The organism is Rhodopirellula maiorica SM1, from assembly GCF_000346295.1.
Lineage (GTDB): Bacteria > Planctomycetota > Planctomycetia > Pirellulales > Pirellulaceae > Novipirellula > Novipirellula maiorica.
The window spans coordinates 1-14,402 of sequence record NZ_ANOG01000731.1; the positions used below are offsets into that span (position 1 = coordinate 1).

A 14,402-nucleotide genomic window follows, 5' to 3' on the forward strand; every position below is an offset into this window, starting at 1 on the left:
ACCAATCGCCATCCCGCCAACGGCCGCAGGCAATTCACCCGCGGACTCGATCACGCTGAGCATTCCTTCGGCGATCAAATTCGCCCCTTTGGGATGCAAGGTGATCTTTCGACAATCGAGGTAGTAGGAAGCCTTTTTGCCGCTGGCGAGTGTAAATTCGCCCGTCTGTAAAGCTTCGGCACGGATCAGGTCTAAGAGTGCGTCTCGGTTGTATGTCATAAGGCTCAACGAGGGGTTGGGTAAACGATTTGACGGTGCATTGATTCGGCGGTGCATTGAGTGCGAACAATGCACAGCCAAAATCTTACCGGCGAATCGTCACCGAGGAACCCTGGGTCAAAATGCCGTACAAATCGTCGGCATAGTCGGCCGCAACGCTGATACAGCCCTGATCGCTGGGGCGCGTCGCATAGGGGCTGCCGTGGATACACAGTTGTCCCCCCAGATCAAGCCACAATGATCCATACGGGTTGTCAGGACTGTTGGCGGGGACTGGCGATCCGCTGGCGCCGTAAAACGGCCGTTCGGCTTGCTTGTCCTGGACGGTAAACGTTCCGGGACGAGGCTGAGGATCATTCCCCACGGCGACGGGGAAGCGTCCTGCGTACAAGTCACCCAGGAACAATGTCATTTCCTTTTTCCCCAGGTCGACATCGGCTCGGAACGGCCCTCGCACGACTTTCAATTCAGTCCCGGGCAATACGGTGATCGGATCCTCAATGCCATTGATGTTGGCCAACAATTGCCAAGGTACCTCGTATTTTACGGCGATCTGCATCAATGTTTCATGGTGCCCCACGCGATGAGGCTGCTCGAGCAAATGGCGACGCGAATAGATGACTTCGGCCGCTAGCGGATCGAGCCGACTGAGCAACTCCTCTCGCTGAGCCGCAGGCAGATTGGGCGTGTGATAGAACAAGCTAAGCGTTTCAAGTGCTTCCTTGCGTTGATCGGATTTGTACTGTTCGTCGGCTAGCTGCAGAGCATTTGCTAGCCCAATGTTGTTTTTGGTGGGATCCGAAACGCCGCTAACGGTCGCGATGTTGTCGTCACCGTCGCCGGCAGCTGCTAATTCGGCCATGGCGGTGCCCGGGCCGGCAGACGGATCAAACGCAACCGAATCACCCTCGGGAAGTTTGTTCTCTTCGGATGAAGGATCTGGCATATTGAATGTCATGTCGGTGGCACCATAGCTAGGCGAAGCCGCAGGGGCCGAAACGCCCGTACTTGCCGACGCCAAACTTGCTTGTGTCCCCGTGCTCGCTCCTAGATCCATGTAGGCAGGCGCGTCATCGCTGGGCTGATGGACGGTCAAATTGTCGTTGCCGTGAGAGTCAGAGAGCTGGATCGACACTCCGCTGGGACTCGATCCACCGTGGGTCATTGCTGAACCATCCACATCGGCGTCGGGAAGATCGGCAAAGGATTGGCCAAACGTGGGGACGCCGCTATCGGCCGTCGCAGCCGACTCGGGAACTCCGCCGCTGATCTCCATCTCGCCTAGCGATTCTGGCAATCCACTTTCGATGTCCAATCCGCCTTCGTCCATCACGATGCGTTCGACTTCCGGTGGCAATGAATCCGGCGGGGTCGTGAGTGACATGTACGCTGTATACATCACCGTCATCAGCAAGACGATAATTGCCGCAGTTTTCAGCGTTTGCATGACGATTCTCCAACTTTTGGACGCTTCTTGCGACCAGCAAAATGGGCGATTTGATTCCATTGGAGCCCGAGAAGACCTCGGACCATTGCCGCGAACGTAACCAATAACAACACGGCGACGCCATAGCATTTCGCCGTCATTTACTGGCAAAAGGGGGGCCCCAAGAGGCGTAGGCATCGTCACCGGGTGGCATTCTTCTAAAATCGCCCTCGCCAACGAACTTTCTTTCCCAAAATCGCCATCACAAATGCACTCCATTGCAGTCCGATAAACAACGTTGCAGCAACGCTGTGCAGTAACACACCGACCGGCGGCTGCCGAAAAAAGATCGCGGCGAGTGCCCGCGGCAGATGAGCCAACAACACCGCAGCCCCCGCAATCCCAATTTCCAGCGGCGACTGGGTTGCGATCGCAATCGCCAACACCACGACCGGCAACACGCTGGCCCCAAAAATTAACAGCGTGAAAACACCAATCAATTTCGGATTGGCGATTCCTTCATCGGCATTTTTCAGCAAACCTCGGATCACTTGTCCGGCATCACGGTACATCCGGCACCGAGCCAACCGGGTGCCGTCGACCACATCGGTCATCATGCCGGATAGGCGATAGATCCGGGGCAGCTTCAGCCCATCATGACGTGATGCCTTGATCGCTTGATGAGTGCCGGCAGCCTCGTAGTCGGATCTGGACGTCAAAAACAATTGGCCACACCCGGCGGCATAGGCGGGACTGCAATACGCTCGCATCCTCGCCATCGGCAAAAAACCGAGCAAGATATAGTGCATCATCGGCACCAACAGTTTTTCAAGCAACGTCTCCGTCTGTTGCTGTGGAAACGCACTCAGCAAAGCAATCTTGTTTTTGTTTTGCCAATCGATAAGCACTTTGATTGCATGGGGTTGCAAACGCACATCCGCATCGAGGAACAACAATCGCGAATGACGTGCGGCCGACGCCAATTGCCAACATGCGTGTTGCTTTCCATTCCATTGTGGTGGCAACGGCTGCCCCGACAAACAGCGAACTCGCGAGTCGGTCTTTGCCAAATCACGCACCACGGCTGCGGTCGCATCGTCCGAATCGTCGTCCAATACCAACACTTCCAAATCGACATCGCGACTGGCCAACACCGATTGCACACATGCTGCGATCGAATCCGCTTCATTCCGTGCGGGAATCAGTACCGAGACAGTGATGACCGTCGCATCGGTTGACACCAGTGCCCCATCCGGCAAACGAAACAACGGCAAATTACGCAAAAACATCAAGGCCGGTAATAACGCCAAACCTAATGCGACAAACGACCAAAACATCATTGCAACTTGTTTCCGTGCGCTGCTTTGAACCGTCGCCCCGTCACCAATGCTTTGATTCGACGCATCGAATCGTAAACGAACCCCGCCCCCCGTGCGCCCGTCAACAAATTCTCAAACGCTTGCGAGTCTCTTGCGACCACGTGTTCGCTCAGCACGGTTTGGTTCTTCCGCATCTGCTCGGTCAACAGCGTTTGCCAATCCAATTTCGATGCCTGCGGATGATCGACGATCTTGACCGGCTCGCCGATGCGAAATAGACATTCAGGGAGTCGCTCTTCCCAAAAAACATATTCGATCGCGATCGGTAGCACCCATCCACGCTGCATTCGAGCACACAGATGCGCCATTCCCGGCATCAGCACAGCGGAATGATCACGCACGTCGGCGAAGCGGCCTTCGGGAGTCAACCAGAGCGCCGCATCGCCGCTGTGCAGAATCGCTCGACTCTGCTTTAAAAACGCCGCCGCGCCCTCGCTGCTGTGCAGTCTCACGCCATAGAACCCGAGTTTTGCAAAAACGCGATACTGCTCAAGCGCCTCAGCATCGATGGGCGCAAAGAATTGACGATCCGGAAACAGCCGCTGATTCAAAAATTGTGCAGTCAACGGATCCCACCACGAAGGATGATTCGCGCAAAGGATCAGAGGCTCGTCCGCAGGCACCGCCGCATGCGAAAGCGAATCACGCATCATTGCAATCGAATGAAAATTGCGACGTAGGTAGGGCGTCAAAAAGCGGTAAAATCCGCGCAAGAGCCAACCGCTGACCGCAGGCCGCAAATTGTCGGATGCGTTGGAGGTCATCGAATTCACGGTCAAAACTGAGTCACGATCAAATACATCAACCCCAGGATCGCACTGAGTGCCAACATCCGAATCGATCGCGAAACAAAGGTGTACTTTGAATTCGAAACATGCGAATCGAGCATCATGCAAATCGCGATTTCCCGCTTCAGCCCGCTCATCCCGATCCGCTGCATTTCGTCAGCAAATTGCTCGGTTTGATCGATGCGGTAATGAGCCGAAATGGCGGCGGGGTGAAAATGATTGGCGCGACCAAGCGATGGATGTTTCCCCTGGTACCGAAATGGCAAGATACAGCGGAAAGCCAAAACGCATGACCAAATCATCGACGCCAGCCACAATAAAAAGGTGGCGGAAACCAACGATGTCCACCACCACGTCGGATGCGTTTGGTCCGCACGTATGTACTCGTGAATGGTCGGAACTAAAACGCCACTCAGTGCTCCGTTGACCGCCAAAACCGCAGCCGCCTTGGCATCGGCAAATCGAATCCATTCACCAATGATCTGATACGTCTCGATCAGATTTTCGGCTTCGAGTGCGTCCTGAGTATCGTCGTCCAACCGCGGACGAGCCACCTGCGATGGCTCCGCCACAGCGGACTGAAGCGACGCGTCATCCGTTTCTGCAGCCGACTCGTTTAGTGATTGCGACATCCGTTTGTTCTCTTGATTGTTATCGTTGTTCGCTTCTCAACGTTGGTTTCAACTTCGCCATCCGTCCCTTGCCGTTGTAATTGCCCAATTTCGATCGAGGGAGACACGAGCGAAATGGCATGGCACCAGCAGTGACCATCCGGGGCGCTCAATCCTACTTTTCCTTTGCGTCGTCTCGTCTCATCGGGTGGCTTTGCTTGGTCGGCTCACCGCCTCGACGTTGCCCCCGTCCCTATTAGCTTATCCGATCAACGTTGGCTTCGCGGACCTCAAGACAACTCCGACACAACACGCTCGCCCAACACACCACCGGCCGGGAAACCATCCAAATAGGCGTTGAAACGCAGCCGAATTGATTGCTGAGGTCCCAATCGCTCGGGATCCAGCAATTCGTCTTTCGTCTTGTCGCTGATCGGAAATGTGGTAATCAACTTGGCGGATCCTGTTCCACGACGGATCGCATAAACCAACAATCCTGAATCATTGGTGTGATCCAGTGGCGTCCGAAACGGAAACATATCGGTTTGCAATTGGTAGACATCGCCAACCGCCTTGGTACTTGTGGAAGCGGACGTCGGCAAACGAAACGTCTCTAACAAACGAGTCCCTTTGGCTCGCGAAAGTTCGCTTGAATTGAACGTTGCCGTACATCCTGTCATGTCCACTGCTGGCTGATCTCGCAGCGACAACAGAGACAAAAAGACCGTCAAATTTCCAAGCAGCGTGCCTCGGCGGGGCAGCGCCTGCAGCGATTGCTTCGGCAGCCCGAATCCGTTTTCGATCGTCGAACGGAGCCAGCGGTCGCGTTTGAATCCGTAGGGCGTTTCGATCCGGCTGAGCAAATAGCCATAGGTATGTTGGATGCCCGCGTGATAACCCGGCGGCTGCATCGGGACGTGGGTGATCTCGCCGAGCAGCGAAAGAATTTCGGGAGCCACAATATCCTGGCTTGCCAATTCATCCGTGTTAACCGAATGTCCCCAACGCGATAGCACCGATCGTTCGTCGCGAACACGTCGCAGATGGCGATAAAACCGCGGCATGCCAACACGCAACCGACTCAATCGCTCTCGCTCGGTCCCAGCCGCGGCTAGTTGCTCGCTCAGCTTCGGTAGCGCAGTCTCTAAGTCCAAAAGCGGTTCCTGTTTTAATCTGGCTCTGCCACTCTCGATCGTGCCTATTTCCGAATCAAAAATCGGCATCGCCTCTTTCTTCGCTCGCTCGCGTTCCCAATGCGCCCCACACTCCATACGGACTGAGGATCGGTAGTTCGTTTTCGTCGAAGACCGTCTGCGGTGCCGGTGCGTTCAACTCGCCAGTGTCGATCGTATCGGTGATAAACTTTACCGCGCCGTCGCCCATCAACACATGGCAACCGCCCATATGATAACTTCCCGCGGAAAAAACGCCGTCATGAAGTGGTTTTAGACCGATCGCACAACTTGTCGAGTTCGGTGGCAAAATAGTATGGACAAGTGATACGCCAGCCGAGCCATCCGCAAAGGCACCGCCGCGACCGTATGGGCTAAGTGAAACATGGTCCGCGTAAACACTCGGCTGATTTGGATCGGCCGCGGTACGACAATCGGCCGGTGAATCGGCTAGCGACGCCGGCTGGTCGATGGCATATTGCCCAAGCACAAGCCCTCCATTTTCCGTTCCGATTTCCGTCATCGCTATCGTATTGGAAAGCCCGTCACTGATATCGGAAAAAGAAAGCGTCATTCCCGGCGAGCTAAACCCTCGAACATCGCTGAGTCTCTGCGCGTCGTGGATTCCAACCATTTTGTCGCCGATGCAAAATGTATAGTTTGTCCGCCCAAGATCTTTCCGCACCGCCGGGTCCGACGGACATCGATAGGTTGCATATTCCGTTCGCCAGGGATCGTAGTTTTTATCCCACGGCACCGGCCCCATCGCAGGATAGTTCACCCCGTTGTAGGTCGACGGATTACAAACACTTTCCCAATACGGACTCGCTTCGATAAAAGGTGTCATCGCAATCAGACCACTGATGCGATGCTCGTTCGATTCGGTTCCGAACATCGCCGCAGGACATTGTTTGTAAGCCCCGTGGTAGTTATGGATCGCAAGTCCAATTTGCTTGAAATTGTTGCTACAAGACATTCGCCGAGCTGCTTCCCGGGCCGACTCGACCGCTGGCAGACAGAGAGCAATCAGAACGGCGATGACTCCAACAACCACCAACAATTCCAATAGCGAGAACGCACGACGACTATCCATTTAACACTCACCCGGAAACGACTTCTTGCACGCCGATCACTTGACGCCGCATTTGCAATATAACGCATTGGTGCTGCAAAAGAGAATCGAATCAGGTGAGTTCGAATTGAGAACGACCGATGGACATCGTACCGGCAGGATACAGGAGACTCGCTAACTTAGACCTATTCTTCCGGAACAGCAGCGAAGCAGGAATCTTGCGTTGTGTTAGCCGTTTTGGCCAACGCGGTGAAGCATTTCTCCCTATAAGGAAATCGCGAATCTACTGTAGCGAAAGTCGCAGAGACGTTCGGCCACGCGAGTTAAACCGGAACTCTCTGCGAGTTTCGCTACGAAAAAATGCTTCACAGTGTTGGCCCAAACGGCTAACGGGATGTCCTCCAATGACTTCTGCCTTTCGGCTAAGGACTTTCCGATAGCCTTTGCAGGTTGTCGCTTAGTTCCGATCCTTTAGAAATCGGATGCCATGGCCCTCTCATAGGCTTCGACCTTGACCTGGAAGTCGGCGTCCGATTGTGAGGATTTTTCTTCCTCCGCCCCACAACCGACAACCGACACCATGACGAATAGCACACTGGCCATCGAGAGTGTTTTAAACATAGGTGCCCCAACGCAAAAATCTGAAAATGAAAAGAATCGCGTGCTGGCACTGCCAAAGAATCCATTCCCGTGCCACCATCGGTGTCAAATTGACCCCCAAAATCTATCACTTTCCCAACCGGTCCCAACGGATTTTTGCTGCAAGGTTGACAAATTACGGAAATCCAACCGACGTCACTCTCTATGACTGGCCCCTTGCACAAACTTACGCCCAACGTACTAAACGGGGCGGTTTGCCGCAAAACGTGACACACGAACTAGAAAGGTTCTTCACTCTAATCATAAAAACCGAACCACTCGTCCCTAGCGGCTTGTGAAACGAGTCAACTAATCTAGCCCATGTGTCAACTCTATAGGCAACGCGTTGAAGCGTTGATCACCCGTGTTTTGCCAGGTTTTAGCGGTAGGGCGCAAGCCCAATACCATCTACTTTCGTAGTGGGACTCGCCAGAGTTCCTGGTGTTTCAACAGCAAAGATGGGAATTCTGGCGAATCCCACTACTTGAGCATCTCCAGTGGTTGCCAAAGTAGATGGCACTAAACGGGTGGCGTTTGTAGCGGTGCGGCGCGGGGCCTCGCCCGGTCTAAATCGAACGTTTCACTCGCCGCAACCGGACGGCTCGCGCCGTGCCGCTACCAAATGCTTCATAGCGTTGCTCTATAGGCCTACAGGGCGGCATCGTCGCCACGTCCACAATGCCCTCTACAAAGAAACCACAGCAACATTCTGTTGACCAATAAAAAAAGCCGGACTTGTGAAGAGTCCGGCTTCTCGTTTTTGTCACGATTGACGCGTTATTCGAGCGTTAACGTTTCTTTTCCAGCTCGTGTGCCTAGAGCTCCCCACAATCCGTAGCTGCTCATTTGGCCAGCCGTCGCAGGAGCAGCGTTCTTGTTGCCCGCTTCGATGCTGTCGGTGATGAACTTTACTGCTCCGTCGCCCATCAGGACGTGAGCGCCACCTTGGTGACGACTTCCGATGGTCGAGTAGCCATGGCCGTTGTCGTCCGTCCACATGCAGCTAAGTCCATTCGGAGGACGAATCGTTTGCACGCAGGTGAAAGGCATTCTCGCGTCAGCCCAGCGATAACCACGACTTCCGTTTCCAGTGCCCAAACCGCCGGTAAAGAACTGAGGCCGAGCAGGATCGATCACGGTGTCACACGAAGCAGGGTCCGTCAACAACGTCACGGTGCCCGACTTGGACCAATCCGCGATGATTTCTTGGTTACCCAAACTGGTCGCCATTTCTCCCATCGCAATCGTGTTGGCCAAACCGTCTAACACGTCACGGAAGGCTGTCTTGCTGCGAAGCCAGAAGAATCCACGATTGGTACCGCGTGCGGCCGCCGCAGCGCCGCTGTTGTCGCTTGTCGATCCCGTGCCGGTGGTATCTGATTTTTCCTTTTGTGACGGAGTCGCTGCACCGTCGTAGTTCCAATATCCGTTACGGTCTTTTCCGCCAGAGTGAACGAGATAAATCGTATCCCCGATACAGAATGAATAATTGGTGCGTCCTAGTGCCGGAGCGCCAATCCCAGGATCGCTGGGACATCGGTAACCCTGCACTTCAGTCGACCAAGGAGTGTAAGTGGTCGACCATGGCGAGATTCCCATCGCGGGATAAGTGGTGGTGCCGATGGTCAATGGGTTGCTGATTTGCTCCCAAAGTGCTTGTTGCTCAATAAAGGGAAGTAACGGAATGAGGGCACTCAAGGCGTTGCGGTCCGAATTGGTCGATCCGCGGTCATTTGTACCGCCGCCCTGAATTGGCAACTGATTGTAAGCAGCGTGATAATTGTGAATCCCCAAGCCAATTTGCTTGAAGTTGTTGCTGCAACTCATGCGGCGGGCGGCTTCGCGTGCGGCTTGGACCGCTGGTAACAACAATCCAACCAAGACACCAATGATTGCGATTACCACAAGAAGTTCGACCAAGGTGAAACCCATTGGACGACTAAAACTTTTTTTCATTCAAGATCCTTTAAAGCAGACATTAAAAACAGAAGTGAGAAAGGGAAACGACAAGTCAAAACCAGCCAACAATGGCCTAGTAACTTGCTTCGAGAGCGTCGGTCGCAGCACGTTCCTCCGGGGTCAATTCAGGTTGATCAATCACGGTCGTACTCGTCTTCTCAGCACAACCGACAACGGGAACGAAACAGAAAACAGCAGCAGCAACGAGCAGGGTAACTTTCAAGTGATTCATGGACCGCGTAAGGGAAGGAAGGGAGAGGGAGGGTGGGAAAAGGAAACCTTCGTTGGACGCTTTAAGAAGCAGGAAAAGGGCCTGAAGGTTTCGTGGCAGAATTCTATTTAGCGTTAAGAAAATAAATATAGGGTTTCTACTAAATTGCTAATAAACGAACTCGACGGGTGCAAAAGTGGGGTGCATCCGTAAGCGAGTGGCTGCAGAAACGGTTTGCAACCTTCAAAATCAGTCTCGGCTGGCCCAAATCATCTCAAAACGTCCCATCGCTCGGCATTAACCGATCGCCAGTTAAATTGGACACTTAGTATTTTTCACCAGCACTAAGCAGCTATGCAGGCGTCTTCCCGTAGATTGACCGCTTTGGCGCCAGTTCCGACACGAAATGCTTCGCAGCGTTAAGGCACACGGCTACCGGAACTTCAACCCGACACTCCTGCCTACCTGCTTAGTCGCAAACGTTGCATGTCCGACAAATCCGGCACAACAAACAAACTGGCCCGCCAACGCGAGTGACTCGGCGAATCCGCCGATACCCTTTCGATAAAGGAAGGCTCTCTGCGATGACCGAAACCACGACAAAAAACAAATCGATTTCCTCAACCTCGGCGATGTTCAACGAGGCAGGGCTAAAAAAGGCTGCGGTGCTGCTAAGCTCGATGCCGACCAAAACCGCGGCCCGGGTGCTTTCGCAATTGCCGCCGCGTGCGATCGAAGCGATCAGTATCATGATCGCCCAAACCGATTCGTTCGGAGGCGACGAGCAAGAAGTCGTGATCGCTGAGTTTCTAACCAGTAAAGCGAGTTCGATCTACGCGAGTCCCGGAGGACTCGAGCGAGCCAAGGAACTGATCAAAGAAGCACTCGGCCGCGACGCCGGAGAGTTGCTTGGCAATTTGCAACAGACGATCGAATCGATGCCCTTCGGTTTTATCAAGAAAGTCGACGCGCAAACGCTGCTGCAATTCATCGGCGACGAACATCCGCAAACCATCGCACTCTTGTTGAGCCACGTTCCGTCAAACTATGCGTCGGAAGTGATGTCGGGACTCGATCCCGAAAAACAACTCGAGGTGATCCGCCGGATTGCCACGATGGGTCGTACCAGTCCCGATGCGGTAGCCGAGCTGGAATACGGTCTGGAAATGCGGCTCAGCAGCATGGTCAACCAGTCGCACAGCAACACCGGCGGCGTGGCCAGCGTGGCCGAGATTCTGAACGTGGCCGAACGTAGCGTGGAACGCAACATCATGGAATCGCTCGGCCGCGACGATCCCGAGTTGTCGGACGAAATTCGCCGGTTGATGTTCGTCTTTGAAGACATCTCGAAACTTGGCGATCGCGACATCCAAGCCTTGTTGAAGAACGTCGAAACGTCTCAGTGGGCAATGTCGCTAAAAGGGGCCAGCCAAGGGCTTCAAAACAAAGTGATGAAGAACATGAGCACGCGAGCGGCCGAAAATCTCCGCGAAGAGATGGAGTATCTCGGCAGCGTCCGAATCAGCGAAGTCGAAGCGGTTCAACAAAAGATTGTCGACATCGTTCGTCATCTCGAAGACACCGGCGAAATCTCGCGACCGACCGGTGAAGAAGAAGAAGAGTACGTCAACTAAACGTACCGGTTCGGCAGCGATGCTACATGTTTCGGTAGCAATGCCGCGGGAAGGAGTGACAGGAGACAAGTTCACGCAGCCGTTAAATTGCGATCCTCAACTACCTGTCAACTCCATCGCGAGGCATTGCTGCCTCGAGTAATGACAAAGCAGCCACTACAGACTACCTACTCGTCCTAGGTTACGCGATACGCGGCAAAACAATATCAAGCGTTTTCTTCAACGCACCGCCACTAGCCCGGATTCCTTGGACTTCTTTCGGCCATAAATCAATTTCCAGCTGGTTGATAACTCCGGTCCGGCCAACCACCGTGGGCACCGAAAGCGCCACATCGCGGATTCCATAGCAGCCGCGTTGCACCGAGCTGACGGGCAAAATGCAGCGGCGATCCAGAGCGATCGCATCAAACACATCGCGAATCGCGATCCCAACGGCGAAGCCCGCACCGCCTTTGCGTTTGATTACTTCGGCACCACTGCCACGCGTGCGAGTGAACAGATCGTTGGCCATCGTCGCATTCCAGCCCGGGAATTTGTCCAGAGGCAGACCACCCACGGCGGCACTGCTCCAAATCGGTACCATCGAATCGCCGTGTTCGCCCAAGATCAACGCCTTGGTCTGAGTCGGCGGTGCGTTTAGCTGCGCGGCAATCAACGAACAGAAACGGATGGTATCGAGTTGCGTTCCCAAACCGATGACTTGATTTGTGGGCAAATCGAGCATCTGTGCGGCAACGTAGGTCAACACGTCCACAGGGTTACTGACCACCAACACAATCGCGGACGATTTGGGGCCAGCCGCTTTCACATCGCGAACGATCTGGACAAACAAGTCGGTGTTGCGGTTAATCAGATCCAACCGCGACTCGTCGGGCTTACGGCGAAGACCGGCGGTGATACAGATCACGTCGCTGTCGGCAATGTGCTCGTAACCGCCACCGACGATGCGTTGGTCGGCAACGCTGGGACTGCCGTGCTGCAAGTCGAGCGCCTGGCCAACCGCCATCTCTTGGTTGACGTCAAGCAAAGCGATTTCGCGAGCGATTCCGCCGCACTGGATTGCGTATGCGGCACAGGATCCGACGAGTCCACCAGCACCAATGATCGAAATTTTCATGTTGTCAGAGTTTCAAAAAGCGTTGCGTTATTTGTGTTGAACGTGTGGGATTGCCTTAAGCCTTCATTTGGCGGATTACTTCGTCGGTGATCAGCTTGACGAGTTTCTCTTCGTCGATGCCGGTGGCTGGCGAGCTTGCCACTGCCGCCTTGGCTGCCGATTCGACTGCCGCTGTTGGTGGGTTGAACGCTCGCTGTGCGACGCCGGCTTCCGCCCACGAATCGCGGAAGATGTCGTTGGCACAGATGTCACAATTCTCGTACTCGCTGGTGTTACGAGGATCCTTGTAACCCCACTTGTCTTTCAACTCCAACAATTCCTTGGACTTCTCTTGGCTCAAGTAGGAAACATTGCCAAGCTGTTTGGCCAACATCAACATGCGGCAATACGAGTCGAGGATCTCGGTCCACCAATACGCTTGCTCGACCGTTTCGCCGTAGCTAACCGTGCCGTGGTTCGCCAAGATCATCACGTTGGTTTTCTTGACAAATGGAATGATCGTGTCGGCGAATGCTTGTCCACCGGGCGTTTCGTACTTGGTAATCGGAACGTCACCCAGGAACACTTCGACCTCGGGCAGAATGCACTGAGGAATGGGCTCGCGAGCGATCGCAAACGCGGTGGCGTGTGGCGGATGGCAGTGAACGACGCTGCGGATGTCTTCGCGTTGGCGATAGATTTCCAAGTGCAGCAAGGCTTCGCTACTTCGTTTCTTGCGTCCGGACAATTGTTTGCCGGTCATATCGACAAGCGAAATGTCTTCGGGAACCAGGAAACCTTTGCAGTGCAGCGTTGGCGTGCAGAGGACTTCGTTTTCGCTGACGCGGACGGTGATGTTTCCGTCGTTGGCGGCAGCAAATTGGCGGTTGTAAATCCGCTTACCGATGTCGCACATGTCTTGTTTGATCTTATGAAGATTCTGCATAGCTGCTTTCCTTTATCGTTACGATTGATCCGCTGTAACGCGGTTCACTGAGCAAGAGGGTCTGTGTATTTGTATGGTGATGAATTACAGGTCGACTTCGTCCAACAATGCGACGATCGATGCATCGAGCGGTTTGACATCCGAGAACGGCTGAGCCGCTTCGGGGCCTTCGGCCAATGCCACCCAATCGCCAATTCCTGTCCCACATGTATCCCATGCGATCACCGTGTCGCCGCCGATCGGCTGGTCACCAAACTGATCAACTGACTCGAGCAATTCGACACAACGCAACTTCGCTCCCTGCATCGCGGGATGCGAGCGAGAAAGAGTGACGGTGCCGATCGTACGAGCGATTTTCATGTGAGTGTTGGTTTTGCGTTTTTCTATTTTAAAATTCGGGCTGCGACGTTGACCGCCGCAACAAAATTCAGTGTGTTCATGTCCAGCACCCAAACTTGAGGTGCCAATTCCTTTTCAATCCGATCAACGTTGGCAATCGAACTGATCACGGCGGCCCGCCGGCCCGAGCTACAAATCCGGTAAACTTCTTTGCTCGGTGCGTCGCTCAAAATGATCGTCGCCGTCGCCGAATCCCGAATGCCTCGCCGTGACAACTGCTGCGATATCGCCTCGGCACGCTCGGGGTTTTCAATGTCGGTGACCACCATCTCGGACGGTCGCGTGTTGGTCTTCTCAGTCAGGGTTGTTTTGTGGTCTGCACTTGTTTTGTTGTTTGCACCGCGAGTGATCGTGATTCCAAGCAGCTTCGCTTCGTCGCGTGCCGCCGGCGTCACGATCGCTTTCGTAGCGATACGTAATTCTGTTTTGCCGCCCCGAACTGCTTCCATGACGGTCGCTACCGAGATGACTCCGGAAATCGGACAAGCGGTTTGCTCGCCGGTTTCCATTTGGTTTTGTTTGACTCGCTCGATGACTTCACGAACGATCTTGGCAATCCATACCGGATCGATCGATGCGTGGCTCATGCGGGTCTCCGTTGGTCAATCAATCCAATCACGCTCCAGCGTGCTGGGGTATTTTCGTGTTTCGTCATTTCGCGAGCGTACGAACCGTCGCTCGTCAACATCACGTGGTCCCCTTTACGACATCCTAAAATGTCCAGTGCAATCAGCGGCGGCCCATCCGCCGCGTCGTTCACCCCAGTCGGCTGGACGATGACAAGTCGTTGGCCCGCGAAGCTGGCGTGCTTCACGGTCGCTCGAGTCGATCCGATGACGGTGGCTGGTTGC

Annotated in this window: 15 protein-coding genes and 1 pseudogene; 1 reads left to right on the forward strand and 15 read right to left on the reverse strand. The window is 54.2% G+C overall.

Annotated elements, in window-relative coordinates; all coding sequences use genetic code 11:
• From RMSM_RS23535 to RMSM_RS41235, 10 genes and pseudogenes are all read right to left on the reverse strand, one after another.
• A pseudogene (locus RMSM_RS23535) lies at positions 1 to 219 on the reverse strand (orotate phosphoribosyltransferase); the annotation flags it as partial.
• Between the two features lie 85 nt (positions 220 to 304).
• The gene (locus tag RMSM_RS23540; protein WP_008702392.1) at positions 305 to 1,666 is read right to left on the reverse strand and encodes a L,D-transpeptidase family protein; all 1,362 of its coding nucleotides are present in this window, start codon (positions 1,664 to 1,666) and stop codon (positions 305 to 307) included.
• Positions 1,667 to 1,863: 197 nt separating this feature from the next.
• Complete coding sequence (locus tag RMSM_RS23545; protein WP_008702393.1) at positions 1,864 to 2,985, reverse strand: glycosyltransferase family 2 protein; 1,122 nt, start codon at positions 2,983 to 2,985, stop codon at positions 1,864 to 1,866.
• Entirely contained in the window at positions 2,982 to 3,788 is an 807-nt protein-coding gene (locus RMSM_RS23550) for a lysophospholipid acyltransferase family protein (RefSeq protein WP_040769165.1), read from the reverse strand. Before RMSM_RS23550 ends, RMSM_RS23545 begins: the two co-directional genes overlap by 4 nt.
• Before the next feature lie 11 nt (positions 3,789 to 3,799).
• Positions 3,800 to 4,444 carry a Pycsar system effector family protein gene (locus tag RMSM_RS23555; RefSeq protein ID WP_008702397.1) on the reverse strand — a complete coding sequence of 215 codons (645 nt, stop codon included), beginning with the start codon at positions 4,442 to 4,444 and terminating at the stop codon, positions 3,800 to 3,802.
• Between the two features lie 269 nt (positions 4,445 to 4,713).
• Complete coding sequence (locus tag RMSM_RS37260) at positions 4,714 to 5,577, reverse strand: hypothetical protein (RefSeq protein ID WP_144057903.1); 864 nt, start codon at positions 5,575 to 5,577, stop codon at positions 4,714 to 4,716.
• Positions 5,578 to 5,632: 55 nt separating this feature from the next.
• A complete protein-coding gene (locus tag RMSM_RS23565) occupies positions 5,633 to 6,688 on the reverse strand; it encodes a DUF1559 domain-containing protein (RefSeq protein ID WP_008702401.1) in 1,056 nt (351 codons plus the stop codon).
• Positions 6,689 to 7,138: 450 nt separating this feature from the next.
• Positions 7,139 to 7,288: a hypothetical protein gene (locus tag RMSM_RS41230; RefSeq protein ID WP_008702404.1), complete on the reverse strand. Its 150-nt coding sequence runs from the start codon at positions 7,286 to 7,288 to the stop codon at positions 7,139 to 7,141.
• Between the two features lie 795 nt (positions 7,289 to 8,083).
• Positions 8,084 to 9,262 (reverse strand): DUF1559 domain-containing protein, encoded by a 1,179-nt coding sequence (locus RMSM_RS23570; protein WP_144057905.1) that lies wholly within the window; start codon positions 9,260 to 9,262, stop codon positions 8,084 to 8,086.
• 76 nt (positions 9,263 to 9,338) lie between these two features.
• Entirely contained in the window at positions 9,339 to 9,497 is a 159-nt protein-coding gene (locus RMSM_RS41235; RefSeq protein WP_008702408.1) for a hypothetical protein, read from the reverse strand.
• 563 nt (positions 9,498 to 10,060) lie between these two features.
• Here RMSM_RS41235 and fliG point away from each other — a divergent pair.
• Complete coding sequence (fliG, locus tag RMSM_RS23580; RefSeq protein WP_008702410.1) at positions 10,061 to 11,110, forward strand: flagellar motor switch protein FliG; 1,050 nt, start codon at positions 10,061 to 10,063, stop codon at positions 11,108 to 11,110.
• Positions 11,111 to 11,291: 181 nt separating this feature from the next.
• Here fliG and RMSM_RS23585 read toward each other — a convergent pair whose 3' ends face one another.
• From RMSM_RS23585 to RMSM_RS23605, 5 genes are all read right to left on the reverse strand, one after another.
• The gene (locus RMSM_RS23585; RefSeq protein WP_008702412.1) at positions 11,292 to 12,227 is read right to left on the reverse strand and encodes a lactate/malate dehydrogenase family protein; all 936 of its coding nucleotides are present in this window, start codon (positions 12,225 to 12,227) and stop codon (positions 11,292 to 11,294) included.
• 55 nt (positions 12,228 to 12,282) lie between these two features.
• Positions 12,283 to 13,152, reverse strand: a complete 870-nt coding sequence (locus tag RMSM_RS23590; protein WP_008702414.1) for a class II aldolase/adducin family protein — start codon at positions 13,150 to 13,152, stop codon at positions 12,283 to 12,285.
• 84 nt (positions 13,153 to 13,236) lie between these two features.
• The gene (locus RMSM_RS23595) at positions 13,237 to 13,512 is read right to left on the reverse strand and encodes a EutN/CcmL family microcompartment protein (protein ID WP_008702415.1); all 276 of its coding nucleotides are present in this window, start codon (positions 13,510 to 13,512) and stop codon (positions 13,237 to 13,239) included.
• 23 nt (positions 13,513 to 13,535) lie between these two features.
• Complete coding sequence (locus RMSM_RS23600; protein WP_008702417.1) at positions 13,536 to 14,138, reverse strand: cupin domain-containing protein; 603 nt, start codon at positions 14,136 to 14,138, stop codon at positions 13,536 to 13,538.
• A partial coding sequence (locus RMSM_RS23605) for a EutN/CcmL family microcompartment protein (RefSeq protein ID WP_063870255.1) occupies positions 14,135 to 14,402 on the reverse strand: 268 nt, incomplete at its 5' end. The genes RMSM_RS23605 and RMSM_RS23600, both read right to left, overlap by 4 nt.